This window comes from Fibrobacter sp., assembly GCF_017551775.1.
GTDB lineage: Bacteria > Fibrobacterota > Fibrobacteria > Fibrobacterales > Fibrobacteraceae > Fibrobacter.
In genome coordinates, this window is record NZ_JAFZKX010000031.1 from 1 (window position 1) to 20,157 (window position 20,157).

The 20,157-nt window shown below is 56.8% G+C and carries 14 protein-coding genes; 9 read left to right on the forward strand and 5 right to left on the reverse strand.

Annotated elements, in window-relative coordinates:
• Positions 1-508: 508 nt before the first annotated feature.
• On the reverse strand, positions 509-2,200 hold the full coding sequence (locus IK012_RS03720; protein WP_290950686.1) for an ABC-ATPase domain-containing protein: 1,692 nt from the start codon (positions 2,198-2,200) through the stop codon (positions 509-511).
• A gap of 142 nt (positions 2,201-2,342) precedes the next feature.
• Here IK012_RS03720 and IK012_RS03725 point away from each other — a divergent pair, with 142 nt between their 5' ends.
• Positions 2,343-2,879, forward strand: a complete 537-nt coding sequence (locus tag IK012_RS03725; RefSeq protein ID WP_088638988.1) for a PEGA domain-containing protein — start codon at positions 2,343-2,345, stop codon at positions 2,877-2,879.
• A gap of 206 nt (positions 2,880-3,085) precedes the next feature.
• Here the strand turns inward: IK012_RS03725 and IK012_RS03730 are convergent, their stop codons facing one another.
• Positions 3,086-4,300 (reverse strand): hypothetical protein, encoded by a 1,215-nt coding sequence (locus tag IK012_RS03730; RefSeq protein WP_290950690.1) that lies wholly within the window; start codon positions 4,298-4,300, stop codon positions 3,086-3,088.
• A 1-nt stretch (position 4,301) separates the two neighbouring features.
• Positions 4,302-5,039, reverse strand: a complete 738-nt coding sequence (locus IK012_RS03735) for a DUF6175 family protein (RefSeq protein ID WP_290950754.1) — start codon at positions 5,037-5,039, stop codon at positions 4,302-4,304.
• Here IK012_RS03735 and IK012_RS03740 point away from each other — a divergent pair.
• The 7 genes from IK012_RS03740 to IK012_RS03770 all read left to right on the forward strand — a co-directional run bounded on the left by IK012_RS03740 (position 5,017) and on the right by IK012_RS03770 (position 11,334).
• Positions 5,017-5,298, forward strand: coding sequence for a hypothetical protein (locus IK012_RS03740; RefSeq protein ID WP_290950693.1), 282 nt, complete (start codon positions 5,017-5,019; stop codon positions 5,296-5,298). The two genes, IK012_RS03735 and IK012_RS03740, sit on opposite strands and share 23 nt — an antisense overlap.
• 196 nt (positions 5,299-5,494) lie before the next feature.
• Positions 5,495-6,358 carry a hypothetical protein gene (locus IK012_RS03745; protein WP_290950697.1) on the forward strand — a complete coding sequence of 288 codons (864 nt, stop codon included), beginning with the start codon at positions 5,495-5,497 and terminating at the stop codon, positions 6,356-6,358.
• 33 nt (positions 6,359-6,391) lie between these two features.
• Complete coding sequence (locus IK012_RS03750) at positions 6,392-7,123, forward strand: response regulator transcription factor (RefSeq protein WP_173343700.1); 732 nt, start codon at positions 6,392-6,394, stop codon at positions 7,121-7,123.
• Positions 7,105-8,976, forward strand: a complete 1,872-nt coding sequence (locus IK012_RS03755) for a cell wall metabolism sensor histidine kinase WalK (protein ID WP_290950702.1) — start codon at positions 7,105-7,107, stop codon at positions 8,974-8,976. Before IK012_RS03750 ends, IK012_RS03755 begins: the two co-directional genes overlap by 19 nt.
• A 75-nt stretch (positions 8,977-9,051) precedes the next feature.
• Positions 9,052-10,389: an ATP-dependent 6-phosphofructokinase gene (locus IK012_RS03760; RefSeq protein WP_290950705.1), complete on the forward strand. Its 1,338-nt coding sequence runs from the start codon at positions 9,052-9,054 to the stop codon at positions 10,387-10,389.
• Positions 10,390-10,421: 32 nt separating this feature from the next.
• Positions 10,422-10,565, forward strand: coding sequence for a hypothetical protein (locus IK012_RS03765; RefSeq protein WP_173380208.1), 144 nt, complete (start codon positions 10,422-10,424; stop codon positions 10,563-10,565).
• Positions 10,566-10,572: 7 nt separating this feature from the next.
• Complete coding sequence (locus tag IK012_RS03770) at positions 10,573-11,334, forward strand: hypothetical protein (protein WP_290950711.1); 762 nt, start codon at positions 10,573-10,575, stop codon at positions 11,332-11,334.
• Between the two features lie 213 nt (positions 11,335-11,547).
• Here IK012_RS03770 and pta read toward each other — a convergent pair whose 3' ends face one another.
• Positions 11,548-12,936, reverse strand: a complete 1,389-nt coding sequence (gene pta, locus IK012_RS03775; protein ID WP_290950714.1) for a phosphate acetyltransferase — start codon at positions 12,934-12,936, stop codon at positions 11,548-11,550.
• A gap of 422 nt (positions 12,937-13,358) precedes the next feature.
• Here pta and IK012_RS03780 point away from each other — a divergent pair, with 422 nt between their 5' ends.
• Complete coding sequence (locus IK012_RS03780) at positions 13,359-16,955, forward strand: fibro-slime domain-containing protein (protein WP_290950717.1); 3,597 nt, start codon at positions 13,359-13,361, stop codon at positions 16,953-16,955.
• Between the two features lie 98 nt (positions 16,956-17,053).
• Here the strand turns inward: IK012_RS03780 and IK012_RS03785 are convergent, their stop codons facing one another.
• A complete protein-coding gene (locus IK012_RS03785) occupies positions 17,054-20,155 on the reverse strand; it encodes an Rne/Rng family ribonuclease (protein WP_290950725.1) in 3,102 nt (1,033 codons plus the stop codon).
• Positions 20,156-20,157: the final 2 nt, after the last annotated feature.

The following is a 20,157-nucleotide window of genomic DNA, read 5'->3' on the forward strand; positions in this document are numbered from 1 at the left end:
ATTTTTTTTGAAAAAACGGGTCTTAACCAGCATCCGCTACACTTTATCAACAATCTATTAACAATTATTTTTTGGAGCATTCCAGATTCGACGTCTAAAAAAGTCTTTTCGGCGAAATTTTCCCGTCTTTTTTCTTTTTGACCCGAATCAAGATCCCGAAAAAAGCATTTCTTGCATCATGAAGAGGTGAAAAACCATTACAGCACCTCCATTTTGCACCTAATTCGCCTCAATAACACGCAACGACGACTACAAAAGCGACTTTTCATATAATGAAAACGACATACAGCCAATAATAAAGCAAAGAGCCGTGCCTTTATATAGCGACAACGCCTGGATAGACTAAAGCACCATATTCGAAAGCGACATATATGGAATGCAAGCCGCGAAGGCCGGCGCATGCCCGTATCAAACAATTTAGGACAAATTAACAAACATAAACCGCAGAGCCGCAGATAAAAGAAATGGACGGATAAACCGTCCACTGTTTCAAGAAAATTCGAAATGATTATTTCGCCTGCCGCAGCCTGAATGCCACGCACGCGATATCGACTGCGCGGGGCAGGCTCATCTCGCGGCTCATGCCCTGCGGCAGATTGCGGAAGCCGACGTTCTGGATTTTTTCGTGCAGCCTTTGGATAGTCTCGGCCACGGAAGCGTCCGCGCCCGCATCTGTATTGCTCGCAGCATTCTGCAACAAGTTCAGCAGCAGGAAGCCCGCGCCGAATCGCTGCTGCCTATCGACAAGCGTATTAAGGCGCGACGTATCGGCAACGAGGAACCCTATTTGCAACAGGGTGTCGCCCGCAAGCTTCACCTTCACCTGGCGTTCCACGGCAGACGTCGGGCGCACGGACTTTTGCAAGGGCTGCATGTAGGCCGCGAACAGGCGCGCACTTGTTTTTCCTGCTTCGGCAGATGCGGCCGCACCTTCGGCACTCTTGGACGGCTCCACGAACTTGGCACATTCCGCCCTGTAATTCGCCATGACAATTATGTTGTCTGCAATATCGAGATAGTCACCGCAGGCACCCGCGACAAGAATGAAGTTCATGCCCGCAGAAGCGAGCTCGCGAATGCGGTCAGTCAGCGGGATAAGCGGTTCGCGCTCGTCGCCCAGGAGCTTGCGCACGCGCACGTCGCGGATAAGGAAGTTCACCGCGGAGGAATCTTCATCGATGAAGAACGTACGGGAACCCGCCTCCATCGCCTCGAGCAGGTTCGCGGCCTCGCTCGTGGAACCCGAAGCCGAAAGCGTATTGAAGTCCTTGGTACTGACGCCACCCGGCAAATCGCGCACGAACATCGAAAGGTCGGTCCCGCGCACGCTGCGCCCGTCCTCCACGCCCACACGGAGCGCCGTCTCATCCACGACTATACCTTCACGACCGTCGCCCGGCACATGCGGGTATACCGCCCGCGTCAAGGCCTGCAACAGGGTGGACTTTCCGTGGAAGGCTCCACCTGTAATTACCGAGATTCCCTTCGGGATTCCCATGCCGCGGATTTCTCGCCCGCAGGCATTCAACGTCACCGCCATCTCCTCGGGCGCGACAAACGGCACCGCACCCTCGAGCGGCATCTCGCTCAGGCCCGATGCACGCGGAAGCACCGCCCCGTCGGGAACGAACGCGCACAGTCCGCGCCTTTCCATTTCCGCAAGAATCTCCTTGCGTTCTGCAAGCACGCGGTAATGGTCCTGCATCGCGGGCTCGTCCGCCTTGCTGCAGTACAAACCCGCCGATACCAGGTCGGGCATGACCATCGTGAGGATTTCAGCCGCAGCTTCCGCCTGAATCTTGCGGCCATCGCCCGGGAGCCGCACCTGCAGGCACGCGCGGAGTTCGCCGTTGTCTATCCAGAGGGAATTCCGCACCAGCATCTCGGGTCCAGCCACGTCGAACACGATGGCGGCGTCCTTGTCCGGGTAACGTTCCTGCACCAAACGGCTCAAGCGGCGCAACAGGAAATCGCTCAGCGCCAGCCTGCGCTCGTAACTCGAGCCCCATTCCGAGGCATAGCCCAATGTCGAAAGGCCCGCCCTGATGACCACTCTCGAAGGAGGCGCGAACGGATCGCCCTGCACATGGATGAATTCCAGCACAAAGTCACCAAAATCCCATGGTTTGTCGGCGAGGGACTTGTAAAGGCCGTAATTTTTGCCGTTCAAGGCGCGAATTTTCTGGTAAAGGGCTTTCATATTTGAGAAAATAGTAATTAGTCCTTGGTTGTCGGCAACTCTTTTTTGCTGCAAGTTTCTATAAGTATCCAAACTTTTGCACAAAAAAAAAGTAAATTCCCTAAAAACTTTATATTTTATATACAAACAAAAGGAGTAATCCATGAAGAAACTGTATATTTTCGCCCTTTTGGTGGCTTTCCTTGTCTCTGCAGCTGTCGCAGACGACGATCCACCTCCGCGCAACAAGCCCGCAACGGTCACCATCATCACCAATCCGCCTAACAGCGAGGTGTACCTCGGCGGCGAACTGCTCGGCAAGAGCCCCATCGAGAACATGCAGGTCAAGTCCGGTCGCCAGACCCTTATCGTCATCGACCAGGGTTACGAACTGGTGAACCAGCGCGTGAATGTTTGGCCGGGCAACGACAAGCGCAACACCTTCGACTACGGTACCAAGATTCCGAAGGGCCACATCGAAGTGACCACCAAGCCGGGCAAGTGCATCATCTACGTCGACGGTGAAAACTCCGACAAGACCGACGGCGCAGCGCTCACCATCCACAACCTGGATGCCGGTGACCACCTGGTGCGTGCCGAATGCTCCAACCGCAAGTCCGCCGAAATGCTCGTGACCGTGAAGGGCGAAGAAACCGTCAAGATCGAACTCGACGCTACCTCCGGCAAGAAGAAAAAGTAATCTTCAGCTGAATTTGCAAACGAAAGGCTTCCCGTCGCGGGAGGCCTTTCTTTTATTCCGCCCCCGCCGTCATGCCGAGGAAACCCGGTATCAGATATAAACCTTCCGCCCATGCAGTCATCCTGACGAAGGTCAGGATCTGATATATACATTCCGACCCTGAGCGTCCTCAGGGTGACATTCGGGTGTCTGTGATAGTTTAAGGTTTACTCTGCGCAAACGCGCGCAACCTGTTCGCGCAAGTCTTTCAGCTTGAGTTTCGCGATCCCGTTGCCCATGGCCTCGGCCTCGCTCTTCCCCACGCCCTTCGTGGGTTTCGAGAACTTCACGCGGTCACCGCTCACCGCAACCGACATGTCGAAAGACACCAGCTTGCCGAGCGAAGCCTTCGGGGTCGAGACGATTTCGGCCTTCAGCTGCGGATAGCGCGCATCCTTCCCGACGTATATCGCGCTCTTCGCAAGTTCACTTTCAAACGCCATGCAGGCATCGGCGTTCCCCTTGCAATCGAGGCGCACATTGCATGCCGCCCGCTTCACGTCGTAAACCGCGGTGAATCCCTTTTCCAGGCCCGCCTCCCTCAGGATGTCCGTCGGGAAATCGGGCAAGAACAACACCGTCTGCGTTCCCGGAGAGGTATTGGCCCCCTGCAGGGTGAACACAGCAGTCCCGTCGCCGCGCGTGCGGCGCATATCGAGCCTCTTGCCATCCTGTACGGCCTTCAGCGGGAAGTCCGCGACGGGCCCCCTGGCATCGCGCACCGTAACCGCGAAATCCTTCACGAGGTCGCTTTCGACGACAATATCTGCGGGCGAAGAATCGAACCTGATGTTTCCGAGTTTCGATACGATAAGCGACTTGAGGCCGCCGAGGTCGTGCTTCAGGTTGAACGACTCGTCGAGCGTGAAAACCTCGGCAAGTTCCGCCTTCAGTTCGTCATAGGGCCGCAGCAGCGAAATCGCCTCGCCATAGTTGCGCACCGCCTCGTCATAGCGGGAACCGTCGAGCGCCTTGCGGGCGTCGGCCTCGTACTTCGCGACGCGCTTCCTGATGTCGGACATCTGCAGGCGGATATTGCCCGTCATCTCGTCCACGTCGAGCGTCGCCGTCGCACGGAAGCGCTTGCCCTCCTTCGGGAGCGGCCGCACCGAAATCCACTTGACGTTCACGTCAGACGTGACCTTCTTTTTCGATGTATACGACTGCGAAATGGTTTCCTTGCCGGCGGATGCGACATCCGTCGTGTTCAGCCTGTCGTCGACGACCACATTCGATGAAATCTGTTTCGCGACACCCGCGATGGCGGTATTGTTCGCCTGTTCCTGCGACACCTCGGACGACGCCGTATAAGTAATCACCTTGCCCGCAAAGGCAGCTACGGAAAATGATAGCAGCAGAAAGGCGAACTTTTTGATGTCCATATCACTTCATTTCGAGAAGGATCAGTTTCTTCGTGATGTTCAACTTCTTCACGTTCACCGAACCCTTCATCCCGCGACGGATGTAACTGTAGACTTCCTGCGCGTCGCCGAACTTCGCCACATCCGCGAACACGGTCACGTCGATAGTCTTCGCGGTCATCACGTTCACGCTCACGCGCTTGAACGCCTTCTTCAGAAGCTGGGTTACATCGTCCTGGATATCCTCGACGCGCTGTTCGTCGAAATCGCCATGGAGCTTCATGACGACCTTGTACTGGCTGCCGTTCTTGCGGTCCATTTCCCAGTAGCCCTTGATTTTCTTCTCGAGCCCCGGCATGGCACGGCTAGCCGCCGCATGCACAGCCTCGGCGATTTCGCCCTTGGATGCCCCGCTTGCAGCCGCCTGGCTGGTCTGGCTGCCGAGAAGGCGCGCGGTCGCCGCCTCATAGGCGCTCAGTTCGATAAGCACGATGCCTCTCTCGATAGAGGCGGAGAACTTGATGTAGATATCGGCACCTAGCGCAAGGCTCGCGAGGTACGAGAGGTCTTCTTCGCTCTCGGCGATGTCCTGCTGCATCTGCACGACCTCGTCAAGGGCCTCCTGCCCTTCGAGGGACTTCACCTCGTACTGGCGCTGGGTGAGGAAATTGTTGATGGCCTCGGTAGCCATGCGGTTGTTCGGATTGCTCTGGAAAGCCTGCAAATCGCTCTTGCCCTTGGTCTTCTGGGCGGGTACCACCAAGATCGTGGGAGCGCCGGGATTCGCCCGCATCGTGACCGGCTGGGTCCTCACGACACCCCTCTGCACCTGCCTCGGCGCAGTGGCGGCTGCGAGTTCATCAAATGCTTCCGATGATTTGCTGCGTGTATCTGCGGGTGAACCTGCGAAAGATAGGCTTGTCATCAAGCCCAAAAAGACACTCAATATTGCCAATTTTCGCATAAATCTTCCCTCAATCAAGCAGCACGTCGGGTTCCGCTACGCCGAACCCATTTAAACTTTCATAATATATATTTTTTCAGGGCCTTGTTACAAAAAAGTTTACACCGAGCCGATAAAGGCCAATTTTTCCGGACGAATTGTCATACAATTGCATAAAAAGTTCCCTTTTCGTGACTTTTTCGTATTACGGCGCATCCTTTTTTGAAAATTTTTATCTAGTTTCAAGGGTAAAAGTTAACATAGGAGTCTATATGAACTTCAAAGTTTTACTCGCTGCGAGCGCCCTCCTTGCCTCACAGTCGTTTGCCATTATCGGCGTCGGCGTGCATTATGCCCCCAATTTCGGGACCAAAATGACCGGTCTCGGTGCAGACAAGGAAGCAAACAAGGTCGATGTCACGGAAGACAAAATGGTCCAAATGTGGCATGGCGGCTTCGACGAAACGATGCACGGCCTCGGTGTCAAGCTGTGGATTGACTTCCTCCCCAAAATCGACGTAGAAGCGACATTCAACCTCCAGTTCGGCTCCTACGACGCGTCTCTGTTCTACGTGGACTCGTCCGTGGCCATCAAGGGCGGCGAAGGCACATACAAGCAGGTCGACCTCGAAGTTGAAATGGGCGGAACCCCCTTCGGCAAGGCCAACCCGAAATACGTCCAGATGAACGGAGACATCTCCATTACCTACCCCATCACGTTTATCCCCATCTTCCGCCCCTACATCGGCGGTGGCGTCACCTATTACATGAACACCTTCATTCTGAACCAGAAGTTCACCAAGAAGGTCGTGGGCGACACCTACGCCACGCTGCTTGCCGAATCGCAGGCCCAACTTCTGAAAGACCCTACCGCCCTCCTCAACGACCCGAGCAAGGTAACAGACGTCAGCGGCAGAATCGAAGATGCATTAGTTGAAAATATCCAAGAAGCAGCCATCGACGAAGGCCTCAACCAGAGCATCGGCTTCCACCTTCTCGTGGGCGTGCGCGCAAAGCTTCCCATCATCCCGATTGCCGCATATGCGAACTTCAAGTACTACTTCCTCGGTGATTACCCCGAAGAAGTCGATCCGGGTCGCATGGCTGCAGAAATCGGCGTGGGCTTCGCACTTTAACAGGAGTTATCCAGGAGTCAAGGAATAGAAAAGATGTCTCTTAACAATACCAGCAGCACAAGCATCCTCATTGTAGAAGACGAAATTGCAATCGCGGAAGGTCTCGTAGACCTATGCGAACTTAACGGTTACCATGTAAAGCACGTCGCCGACGGTGAAAGCGGCCTTTCCGAGGCCCTCTCCAACCAGTACGGGCTTGTCCTCCTCGACGTCATGCTCCCCGGCATGAACGGCTTCGAAGTCTGCGACAAGATCCGCGAAAAGGACAGGAGCCTCCCCATCATCATCCTCTCGGCAAAGAATTCCGACGAAGACATCATCAACGGCCTCAAGTTCGGCGCCGACGACTACATCCCGAAGCCCTTCTCCGTCCCCATGCTGCTCGCACGCATCGAGGCGGTGCTGCGCCGTAGCCGCCAGTCCCTCGAAAACGAAGGCAAGCTCGCTGCCGGCAACCTCCGCGTGAATTTCCGCGAATACTCGGGCACGCGCGGCAAGGAAGAACTCGCGTTCACCCGCAAGGAAATCGAAATCCTCGAATACCTGTGGAACAACCGCGACCACGCCGTTCCGCGTTCCGAACTCCTCCGCGAAGTCTGGGGCTACGAAAACGCAGAATCCGTGGATACCCGCACCGTGGACATCCACATCACCAAGTTGCGCAAGAAAATCGAAGACGATCCCTCGCACCCGAAGCTGCTCGTCACCTTCCGTGGCGAAGGCTACCAGATGCGTTCTAGTCCCGAATGCTCAAAAACCGCGTAAAGAAACGGCTAGTTCTCTTCTATACGGCAATCTTCGTCGTAATCGCGCTGCCAGTCGCCTGGCTGCTTTATGACTCGTACCTGCGCATGCAGGACGACGCCAAGGCGGAATGGGCAATGCATGCGACGCAGGTGCTGAAGATGGCGAACAACCGCATCAAGGACGACCTCTCGATAGAGAACAAGAGGTCGTTTATGGAGTATCGCTTCATCAAGGTCGCGAAGACCATTTCGGCCGGCGAACAGCCCACGTACTCCGACCTTGCGCTGAACTTCCCCGTAACCTCGTGCAACAGCGATTCCACGAAAATCGACTACTGCAGCCAGTACGCGGGGCTTGTCGGACATTTCCAGATAGACCCGGACGGCGTGTTCAGCACCCCGTACCTGCCGGCGGGCGCGCTCGGCCAGGTGCAGCTCGAGAACAAGGAAATCCGCGAATCGTTCCAGAACAAGCTCAAGTTCATCGTACGCGACATGGGCATCAAGAACAGGGGGACATCCTCCGCGCTGGATACCGGCAAGAGTTCCAACGCTCTTGACCAGCTGGCCAACGAACTCGACCTTTCCAAGACAAAGAAACGCAAGAAGCGCCTCCGCGTCGAAAGGACCTCCGAACAGGAGCAGTTCGCGTTCAACGTGGAATCCGCCAAGATGGACACCTCGGGCCTATACAGGATATTCCCCTACGTAGGCACGATGGACATCGCTATCGAATCGTTCCAGGCCGAACTGAACAGGCAGTACATCGTGTTCTACAGGAACGTGCTGCGCGGCGAAGAGAACTTCGTGCAGGGATTCGTCGTCGACCTGCGGGAATACCTCAAGAGCATCGTCGACCTGGAAATAAGCGACTACACCGACAAGGACAATCACCTCGCCCTGAGATTCAACGACAGGAGCGGGACCATCATCGCGTTCGGCATCGACACGCGCGACGCCATCAAGGTATTCGAAGAAGACCTCACCGAGCCGCTGAACAACATCACGATGGAAATATTCGTCGACAAGTCTGTGCAGAAAATCGGGAACAGCAAGGGGCAAATCGTTACCAACGGACAACTGCTGTTCCTTATCGGCAGCATCATGTTCCTGCTTCTCGGGGGCGGCCTCATTTCCATCTACCGACTCACGCAAAGCCAGCTCAACCTGGCCCAGAAGCGCCAGGACTTCATATCGGCCGTAAGTCACGAGCTCAAGACACCGCTCACCACCATCAAGATGCGCGCAGAAATCCTGCAGAGCAGCTACGCCAAGATGGACGACGCGAAACGCATGAGGAGCTTCGACCAGATTGCAAGCGAGAGCGACCGACTCACGCGCCTCATCCAGAACGTGCTGGACCTCTCCAAGCTCGACGGCAACCGCTGGGTGGCAAACATCCGGAAAGACCGCCCGAAGGCCGTGCTCGACGACTTCGTCACCATGTACACCAAGAACATCGAGGACCACGGATTCTCGCTCACGGTATCGTGCGACACCGATATCGACAAGGTGCAGCTGATGATGGACCGCGACGCGGTGATGCAGATTCTCACGAACCTGGTGGACAACTCGCTCAAGTTCTCGAAGAACGCGGACTACAAGATGATCATCATCGAGCTCAAGATCGATGTCGACCACGTGTACCTCGCCGTTCGCGACTACGGCCCGGGCATTCCGCCTTCCGAAATGAAGAAGGTGTTCCAGGAATTCTACCGCGTGGAAAACGAGATGACCCGCACCACGAAGGGAACGGGCATCGGGCTTTCGATGGTGAAAAAGCTCTGCGCGCTTTCGAACATGCGTATCGAAATCGAAAACGCCGGACCGGGCCTGCGCACAAAAATCCATTTCCCGCCGCAGACCATTTAGTCCTGCAATCACAAATTTTATATTTTAGGGTACGGCAGCGCACTAGCCGCTGCACGACTTTTCGAAGGACCAAACATGACGCAGGAAGATATCCTCCAGAACCCGGAACAATACGACCTTTCCATCGAGACTGTCGGGAAGGGAACGCTGAAATCGCCCATGAAGGGCATGCGGTTCGTATCCGACGAAGACCGGATAAGCCTCACCACTGATGTAAATCGCATTCATGAATTTTACAAGAAGGGCATCGCAGTCCCCTCGCTCGAAGCGGCGGGCCCGCGCGAAACCATATTCCACGACCCGGCATGGACACGTGCGGGCGTCGTAACCTGCGGCGGCCTCTGCCCCGGCCTCAACAACGTCATCAAGGGCCTCGTTCAGGTGCTGTGGTTCGACTACGGCGTAAGGAACATCTTCGGCATCCCCTACGGCTACCGCGGACTCAACCCGTCGTACGGATACTCTCCCATCACGCTGAACCCCGACGTGGTCGACTCCATCCAGGAAGACGGCGGCACCATTCTCGGAAGCTCCCGCGGCATGCAGGACCCTTCCATCATGGTCGACACCCTCATGCGCCTCAATATCAACGTGCTGTTCTGCATCGGCGGTGACGGCACGCTCCGCGGCGCCCACGCGATTGCCGAGGAAGTCAAGAAGCGCAGACAGCCCATCTCGGTCATCGGCATCCCGAAAACCATCGACAACGACTTGAACCTCATCGACCGCACCTTCGGTTTCGAGACCGCGGTGCTCTCCGCGACCGACGTGATTACGAGCGCCCACAACGAGGCGAACGGAGCTTTCAACGGGCTCGGCCTCGTGAAGCTCATGGGCCGCGATTCCGGCTTTATTGCCGCCTACGCGGCACTCGCCACCACGGTGGTGAACTTCTGCCTTATTCCCGAAGTCCCCTTCACGCTGGAAGGCCTCTTCAAGGCGCTTGAAAGCCGTTACGGCAGCGGCAAGACGCACGCCGTGATCGCCGTCGCCGAAGGCGCCGGACAGGAACTCTTCAAAGACCAGGAAGAACGCCGCGACGCTAGCGGGAACATCCTGAAGAACGACATCGGCGAATTCCTCACCGAAAAGATCAAGGAGCACTTCGACAAGGTCGGCAAGGAAGTGAACATCAAGTACTTCGACCCGAGCTACATGGTGCGCAGCATCCCCGCGAAGGGCACCGACGCCATCTTCTGCTTCCAGCTCGCCGAAAGCGCCGTACACGCGGGCATGGCCGGCAAGACGGACATGGTGGTGGGCAGCATGAACGAACAGTTCAGCCACGTGCCTATAGAATACGCCGTGAACGAGCGCAAAAAGATCGACCCGAACGGAACGCTCTGGCACGCCGTCCTCGGCGCCACCCGCCAGCAGGATTATTTTGCAGGCAAGGGCAAGGGTAACAAATAAATTAAAAAACAAAAATTTTGTATTATTAGGATATGCTGAAAAAAGAAGACAAGATACTCATCCGTACCGCCATGATGGAGTACCGCAATCTGCTGTTCAAGACGTTCCACGGCAAGGACGAAGAAAAGGAACGGATTGCGCACGTCAACAGGTTTCTCCAGTCCTGGAAAGTGTAACGGAACAATGGGAATTGCATCAAGGATACTCGGAGCGGCCCTGATTGCCGCATGCGCGGTTTTCGCCAACGAAGACCTGCGCTTTGCCGATTCGTGCTACACCGCCCGCGCCGAGCGCGCCAAGGGCGACAAGGCCGACGCGCACAACGCCGCCCTCATGATCGAGGCCTACAAGAAGGCTATCGCCGACGCCGCGGTCGAAGAGGAAGCCACCGAAGGTTACGTAAAGAGCCTCTATTTTTCGTTCCGCTTCGTGCCCTTCGAAAAGAGCATGCGCTCGAAGAAGCTCGATTCCCTGAAGAATATCACCGAAGCCGCCTACACGAAGTTTCCGAAAAACAAGGTCATTTCGCACATCTACGCGACCGCGGTCTCGATGTGGGGCGCCGACAAGAACCCGCTGCAGGCGGTGAAGGACGGCGTCGCGAACAAGGTGCGTGACGTCGCCACCCAGACCGAAGACTGGCAAGTGCTCGGGCGCGCGCACCAGTTGCTCCCCTACGTGCCCCTGATCCTCACATGGCCCGACAAGAACCTCGCGGACCAGTACCTGACTCAGGCACTGCAGCAGGACCCGAAAGACCTCTACAACTACTTCTTCTTGGCGGAACTGCGGTTCGACCAGAAGCGTTACGCGGACGCCCTCGACCTGATTGAACGCGGGCTTTCACGCGGGATACGCACCAACTTCTTCATGGAAGACAAGCGCGGCCGCTGGCAGCTGAAAGAACTGAAAAAGAAGATCAACGCGAAGTTGGATAAGAAATAGTTCCTAGTTCCAAGTTACTAGTTCCTAGCAAATAAGGTCTCGAGAAACATCTCGGGACCCGTATTTCTATTAACCAGGAACTTGCCCCTACGGGGCGGCGGTGTGACGGGTGTGACGCATAAAAAAAGGCGGGCTTTTATGCCCGTCTTTTTTCATGGACCCTATCATGCTTCGCATTCCAGGGTGACATTTGCTATGATTTGACGCGGTATCTTACCCAGCCTGAACTGCGGTGAGGGCAATCGTGTAGACGATGTCTTCCACGAGGGCGCCGCGGCTGAGGTCGTTCACCGGCTTGGCCAAGCCCTGGAGCATCGGGCCGATGGCGATGGTGCCCTGGGCGCTGCGCTGCACGGCCTTGTAGCCGATATTGCCCGCGGAGAGGCTCGGGAACACGAAAACGGTTGCCTTGCCTGCGACAGTGCTTCCCGGGGCCTTGAGGGAGCCCACGCTCGGGGTAGTGGCGGCATCGTACTGGAGCGGGCCATCCACGAGCATCTCGGGGCGCGCTTCCTTCACGATCTTGGTGGCTTCGCGCACGAGGTCGGCATCGGGGCCCTTTCCGCTGTTCATGGTGCTGTAGCTGAGCATCGCGACACGGCTCGGGAGGCCGAAGGCCTTGGCGGTGTCGTCGCACTGCATGGCGATACCCGCGAGTTCCTCGGCGGTCGGGTTCAGGTTGATGGCGCAGTCGCCGTAAATGTAGGTCTGGCCGGGCATGCACATGAAGAACACGGAGCTCACGGACTTCACGCCCGGAGCGCACTTGATGACCTGCAGGGCCGGGCGCAGCGTATCGGCGGTAGAGTGGATGGCGCCAGAAACGAGGCCATCGACTTCGCCAAGCTTGAGCATCATGGTACCGAGCATCACGTTGTCGGCGAGAGCGGCGCGGGCCTGGTCTTCGGTCATGCCCTTCGACTTGCGGAGTTCCACGAGCGTCGGCACGTACTTTTCGGCAAGTTCGGCAGAGGGTTCGATGATTTCGATGTCAGCCGGGAGGGCGACACCCTGTTCCTTCGCGACGGCGAAGATTTCGTCCTTCTTGCCGATGAGCACCGGCACCGCAATCTTGCGGTCGATTACGAGCTTCGCGGCCTGAACGGTACGCGGTTCGGAACCTTCGGGGAGCACGATGCGCTTCTTGACCTTGGAGGCCTTGAGGAGGAGGCCGGCGCGGAACATGGCCTGGCTGGTCTTCCTTTCGGCGGCGGGCTCGGCGAGGTCCTTCGCGAGGCACTTGGGGCACTTGAGCAGGCGCTTGGGGCAGAACAGGTCGGCATCGTCGCTGTCACAATAGATTTTCGCGTCGAGAGCGGTGGCGAGAGCCTCGTTGAACTTCTGGGCGACCACGGCGCTCATGCCCTGGGCTCCGGTAACGGCAATAGCGTCAACGGCGGAAAAGTCGTGCATCAGGAAGTCGGCGGCGATCGTCTCCATGAGCACTGCCGTATTGCCCGACTTGATCTGGGCGGCGGCAGCGGCACCGTTCACGTTCAGTTCGTAGGTCGCGCAGGTAAGGCCGGCAGCGGCAATTCCATCTTCAAGTTCCTTGAGAGTCGCTTCCATATGTTCGGAAACGACCAGATATACACGGTTCATAAAAGCTCCTTTTAAAACTTTACGCGATAAAAATAGGATATTTGGAGAGCAAAAAACATGCCCATAAAACCGAAAATTCTGATACTTTTGGTTCCAAAGGATTTTTTTTACCAAAAAGGGGCAAAAATCACCCCTTTTTCGCACATTTTATTGCAGTGTAAAATATTATATAGTTGGCATTTAGGGCAAAAATAGGATATATTTAGTATATCGCCCTAGGATTGGGTTTAGTTTAGAAAGGAGCGAGTATTGTGTGGTATAAGTCTATCACTCGAGTTTTCCTGCTCACTTTAGCCATGGCAGTGTGCGCTAGCGCACAGTTTGGTCCGCGTGACAGGAGCTCTTCATCTACTTCCGACGGCCCCGGAAGCGGCAGAACCGTTATCAGGTTCATGCCCTCTTGGACTAATACCTCGGCCGTCATGATTATTAACGGTCAGGAAACCATCATGACCGCAGTCAAGAACTACTGCGGCTGGTTCGAGGCCAGAACACAACAACCAGCGGGGAATTTCTTCGTCCGCTTCAAGCAGACCATCGGTAATACCTACGTAGGTGCTGAAGGCAATGAGGAAGTCGCCACGGGCGCCCTCCCCATGTTCAATGAAATCCTGCTTGACAGCGTCGCCGCCCTGAGCGATACGCTCTGGATCCAGAGCTTCAAGAACGGCGCACCAGAAGTTTTTGCGGAATACCCGGGAATTCTCGGCCCCTGCCCGACACGCACCATCTCGGTGATGATGTTCGACTGGCTGCACGGCACCTTCGGTGACGGCGAATTCGATAGAACTGATGGCCAGAAAATTTGGCTCGGCGGCAATAACGCCTCCAAGGATTCCCTCCTCGATAACTACGCCTACCTCATCAGTAACGACTTCGGTAGCGGTGGCTGCCAGTCCACCGGAGGCAGAGCCATGCTGGGCATGGTGGAACCGGTGCTCGGCGCAAACGGCGTGCCCAAACGCAACAGCTCGAACTTCCCCGCAGACTGTAACGGAACCGACTGGCTCGACTACTGGTTCCTGCCTCTCGAAATAGGCCAGGACGCCGCGGGCAAAAAATACACGAACTCCACCTGCCGCAACCTCGACCTCGAACTCGACAAAGAAGGTTACTGGTTCGGGCAGAAGAACAGCCAAAGCCCAGAAAGGGGCCTCTTCTTCCTGGATGACTTCCAATACCTCGACGAAGCGCAGACCGTTCCCAATATCTTCTATGACCACCTGAACGGAAGCGGCGGTTACCACAACTTCGGCTTCACGATGAAGTTCCAGGCCAAGTTCGAATACGTCCGCGGACAGAAGTTCGAATTCAAGGGCGACGACGACGTGTGGGTGTTCATCAACAACAGACTCGTCGTGGATATCGGTGGCCAGCACGCCGAAGTGAGCGGCGCCGTGGATCTCGACACCCTCGGCCTCGTCGAAGGCCAGGAATATCCCTTCCACATCTTCTACGTGGAACGCCACACCAGCTCGTCGAACTTCATGATGCGCACCTCCATGGACCTGCACACCGACGCGAGCATCTTCCTCACGAGCGACTCGCTCAACGCGATCGCGACAGGACAGCCCTGGAGCCCCAAGAATTACACCGTCTGGCAGATTACGAAGGGCGACGCCCTTAGCTGCGACTTCGACGCCAACGATGGCGGCTTGATCGATACGACCGAAGGCCCCTCCAACTACCGCCTGACCGGTAACAATCTCGGTGAAGCAGGCGTAATGCTCGACGCTACGAACAAGTGGTGGTACGAAGGCATCATGATTGATGAAAGCTGGACCAGGTTCACCATCGATACCGCAAGGATCGTCGAGAACAACGGTCTTGCCCCGGGCCACTACTACTTGGAAATCACCCTGAAGTCCGACCCCTCGCAGAAGACCGGCGTTTGGTTCACCATCCCGCCGTACAAGGTCCCGACGCTCGTGTTCGCAACCGAGAGGTGGCAGTCCTTGGGAGCGCAGGTTTCGGGCGATACGCTCCAGATTGGCAAGTGGGCTTACGAGAAGTACAAGGTGCAGGTGATGTTCCTCGAAGAATGGGCGCAGGTGTCCATCTATAACCAGAACGTCTCCCTGACATCGTCCGACCCGAAGATGCAAATCGTCGACGAGAACGGCAAGCCCATCGGCAAGGTAACCCTCGATTCCAGCGGACGTGCAAGCTTCTATGTCATCGCGAACGCCCCCGTCTCGGGCGTCACCCTGCAAGCGAAGGGCACGGCATCTTCCGCCTCGTCGTGGATAAAGCTCGTATTCCAGGAACCGCCCATCCCGAGAATCTCGCTCGCGAAGATTTTCGACCGCAACGGCGACGGAAAGGGCGATAGCGTGTTCATCCACTTCGACCGCAAGCTCGGTGGCGACAACAAGCTCGACTCCCTGCAGTTCGCGTTCGGTGAAGGATTCCCGGTTCAGTCGACCTACGACATCCACAACAACCAGACCGACATCTCCATCGTCTCCAGCAAGACCTGCGAACCGAAGAAGCACTGCGGATTCAGCTCGCTCATCTTCACCGGCGGCAAGGAAGGCGTCTACAACGGAAGCGTGGATACCTGGTTCACCTATAAGGAAGGCGGCAAGAGCTATCACTTCCATATCGCGGCCGACCCGCTTACGGACGGCGTAAACCCGATAGTGATGCAGGCCGTCAAGAGTATCACCAAGAACGGTCACGTGCTGAGCCTCTCGTTCAGCGAGGCCATCACCGATTCCACGAGACAGTTCTTCAAGGACATGTTCAGATACGTATGCGTCCGCTCCGGCGCAGTCGTAGACCCGGAAAAGCCGATCGGCGCCGACAAGGGTTCTTCCAACAGCAAGATGGACCTGCTGTTCACGATGACCACCGTCGATGCGGTAATTCCCTCCGTGGGCGACTCTGTAGGCTTTGTACCTGGCGAAGGCGGAGGCTCCGTAAACGTGGCTCTCGACCTGAGCAACAACAAGCCTCACAAGTACACGCCGATGGTGAGAATCTCCGGCCAGCAGGATATGCAGATTACCGGTACCGACGTGCGCCCGATTTCGGCCGAGAACCCGATTATCGACACGGCAGGTACGACATCTCCGTTCCTCATCTCGAATACCGACGCCGACGCGAAGGCCGTGGCTGATTCCCTCGGCGTGCAGGGTCACCTCGTCGGGTTCGATGTCGCGGAACTCATCGCGACACAGACCGCCGAAGAAATCGCAAGCCTCGACGCGCTCATCTCGACGCTCCTGAATGCGGGCAAGGACGACACCACCTACACGGTAACCGAAATCACCGAAGAGGAATCGGTCGCCCAGCTTATTGCGTTGATTGAATCCGGCTCCATCAGCGGATTCAGCGACGAAGCCTTCCAGGGCGTGCTTGACGGATCGATAACCGCCGACAACTACAAGAAGAAGTTGAACGACGAAGACCTCGCGCTGTTCGAAGAATACGTACAGAGCGGTATCGAAGCGAGCCGCGACACCGTCGTGAACATCTCGCCCGCCGCCAACAAGGACGTGAGCAAGCTCTTCCAGGATATCATCGACGGGACCATCTCGGAGAAGGACCTGAAGAAGGCCGGCGTAAGCGAAGAAGTCATCGACGCCATCAAGAACGGAACCATCACGGCTAGCAACCTTGACCAGTTCCGCGACGGCACGCTCACCCTCGTGAAGCCCGACGACGTGAAGCTCAAGTACGAAACGTTCTACTACACGCACCTCGGCAACTACGTGGGCGGCAGTTCCGGCACCATCCTCTGCTCCGACAAGGAAGTCTACGGAGAAGAAGGATGTCTCGTGAATACCGGTAACCTGTTCCTCGCCTGGAATATGCGCGCCAAGGACGGCCGCCTCGCCGGCACGGGCGTCTACATCGCCCGCCTGCACATGAAGGTAGTCGTAGGCAAGAAGACCGCCACCGACATCACGCGCGACCTTCTGTGGGGCGTGCGCCGCGGCGGCAAGAACACGCTTGACCTGGGCGCCATCCTGAAGGACAACGAAAATAACAAAAAGAAAAAGAACAGAAGATAATCTCTCTCGGGTAAAATAAAAGGGCCTGCGGCAATACCGCAGACCCTTTTTTAATACCGTCCGTTCGTCACGCCAAGCGACGAACTCCGTTCTTTACTCTACACAGTGCCGTAGAGTTCGGTCATATCCTCGCCCGCCTTGTCGAGCATCCAGAACTGGTTCACGTAGGCGCATTCGTCTTCGACGAGGTTGATGCGCAGTCCGTGCTTGCTTTCGAGGTAGCGGTACATGCGGCAGGAATCGGCACACAGGGCGTCGACCATCGCGGTGCTCACCACCAGGGTGACTTCGCGAATCTTGCCCTTGTTGCGCGCACGGCCCATCCAGCGGTCGATTTCGCCCATCGTAGATTCGAGCATGGCGATACGTCCGCCGCCCTGGCATACCGGGCAGATTTCCGTCTTCTCGGTCATCAGGTTCACGCGGACGCGCTTGCGGGTCACTTCCATCAGGCCGAACTTGCTAATCTGCGCGGGACTGATAGGCGCCTTGTCGCGGCGGATCGCCTTGCGGAATTCCTGGTACACGGAATCGCGGTCGGAATCGGCAGCCATCTCGATGAACTTGATGATGATGAGGCCGCCCACGTCGCGCATGCGGAGCTGCTTCGCGATTTCGCGGCACGCCTCGATGTTCGTGTCGAGCGCCTGCCTGTTGCGGTCCTTGCCGCGAGGCTTGCCCATGTTCACGTCGATGGAAACGAGCGCCTCGGTCTGCTCGATAACGAGATTGCCGCCGTTGAACAGCGGGATGCGGCGCTGCAGGGAGCGCGCGTAATCGTTTTCGATCTTGAAGTGTTCGAAGAGGCTCTCGTTGGAATTCCAGAGCTTCACCTTGTTGAGCTTGTCCGGAGAAAGCACCTTCAGGTAATCGCGCAGGGCGATGAATTCCTCGCGGTTGTCGATGTACACGAAGTCGGTATTCTCGCCGAAGTATTCGCGCACCGTCTGCTCGATGGAATCGGATTCCTCGTAGATGCAGGTTTCGGCAGGCTGGTTCGCGAAGTTGAACTTCGTTTGTTCCCACTTGCTCTCGAGCTCGCGCATCTGCTTGCGGATTTCGAATTCAGATTCGTTCAGGCCGTTCGTGCGGACGATGTAACCCACGTCGCGGCCCTTGAGGCGGCGGACGACCTTCTTGAACTCGCGGCGCTTGGCCGGATCGCGTTCGCGCTTGGAGACGCCGATGAAGTTCGTTCCCGGCATGCACACGAGGAAGCGCCCCGCAAAGCTCAGGTGGGTCGTAAGACGGGCACCCTTGGTGCTGATGGGTTCCTTCACCACCTGCACCATGATTTCCTGGCCTTCCTTAAGAATCTCGTCGATGGAGATTTCCTTGGACGGACCGCCCTCGTCATCGTCGTCACCGTATTCGCGGCGCAGGAGTTCGCTACGGTCCATCGCATCGTCCTGATGCAGGAAGCCGGCCTTCTCCATGCCGATATCGATAAACGCGGCCTTGAGCGCGGGCAAAACCTTCTGCACCACGCCCTTGTAGATGTTGCCGAGCACGCGCGTCGACGACACGCTTTCCACGACCAGTTCCGCAAGTTCGCCGTCTTCCATGATGGCGATGCGCTTTTCGTAAGGAGTCTTGCTGATAAGGATTTCGCGCTTGCACTTGTTGCGGCTGCGTTCCCTGCCGCGCTTGGGACGGGCAGATGTCGCCGGAGCGTCGGATTCCGCGAAGTTGTACAGATCCGTGATGTCTTCCTTTTCGGCATTGAACATCCAGAACTGGTTCACGTGCGCATGGTCGTCCTGAACGAGCTCGACCTTCATGCGGTGCTTGTCTTCGAGGTAGTGCAGCATCCTGGCCCTGTCGCGGACGAGGACCTCCACCATCGGAGCGCTGAGCACGAGCGTCACGTTCTTCAGGTTGCCCTTCGCATGGGCGCGCGCCATCCAGCGGTCGATCATGCCGAGCGCGGATTCGAGGGTCGCGATGCGGCCACCGCCCTGGCACACCGGGCACGCCTTGGTCTTGCCGGAATCATCACGGACGCGCTTGCGGGTAATTTCCATGAGGCCGAACTGGCTTATGGGCGAAGGCATCACCGTCGCCTTGTCACGGCGGGCGGCCTTGCAGAATTCCTGGTACACCGTCTCGCGGTCGGCATCGGATTCCATGTCGATGAAGTCGACGATGACGAACCCGTCGATATCCCTGAGCCTAAGCTGCTTCGCGATTTCGCGGCAGGCGTCGATATTGGTCTCGAGGATGATTTTGCTCTGGTCCTTGCCGTGCACCTTCGGTCCGGTGTTCACGTCGATGGAGAGGAGAGCCTCGGTCTGTTCGATAACGAGGTTCCCGCCGCGGGAAAGCGGCACCTGGCGCTGCAGGGAGCGCGCATAGTCGTTCTCTATCTTGAAGTATTCGAACAGGCTCTCGCTGGAGCTCCAGAGCTTCACCTTGTCCAGCATGTCGGGAGCGACTTCGCGCAGGTAGTCACGCAGCGTGAAGTATTCGTCGCGGTTGTCGACATACACGTAGTCGGTGTTCTCGTTGAAGTATTCGCCGATGCAGCGGCCCGCAGGATTGGATTCCTCGTAAATGCAGGCGCCAGGAGCGGCACCCGCAAAATTGTCCTTGGTGCGGCCCCACTTGGCCTCGAGGAGGCGCATCTGCTGCTGCAGTTCCTCTTCGGTGGCGTTCATGCCTTCGGTACGCACGATGTAGCCCACGTCGCTTGCCTTGAGACGGTTGACCATCCCCTTGACTTCGCGGCGGCGAGACATATCGCGTTCATGCTTGGAGACGCCGATAAAGTCTGAATTCGGCATGCAGACCAGGAGGTTCCCGGGAATGAGCAGGCGCATGGTAAGCCCGGCGCCCTTGTTGCCTTCGGGCTCCCTGTTCACCTGCACCATGATTTCGTCGCCTTCGCGGAGCGCCTTCTCTATGGCAACTTCCGAATGCGAATCATCATCGTCGTCAGACGCACGGGAAAAAGAGGCATTCCTGTCGACGGCTTCGTTCTGGTAGAGGACTCCGTCGGTACCGAGACCCACGTCCACATATGCCAGTTTCGCTGCCGGAACGACCTTCTTAACAACGCCCTTATAAATATTGCCGAGAATCGGATTGGAAGAAGCGCCATCGACTACGAGTTCCGCAAGTTCGCCATCTTCCATGATGGCATAGCGGGTTTCATAGGGCGTCTTGCTAATCAAAATTCCACGTTTGCACTTGTTCGTCATTA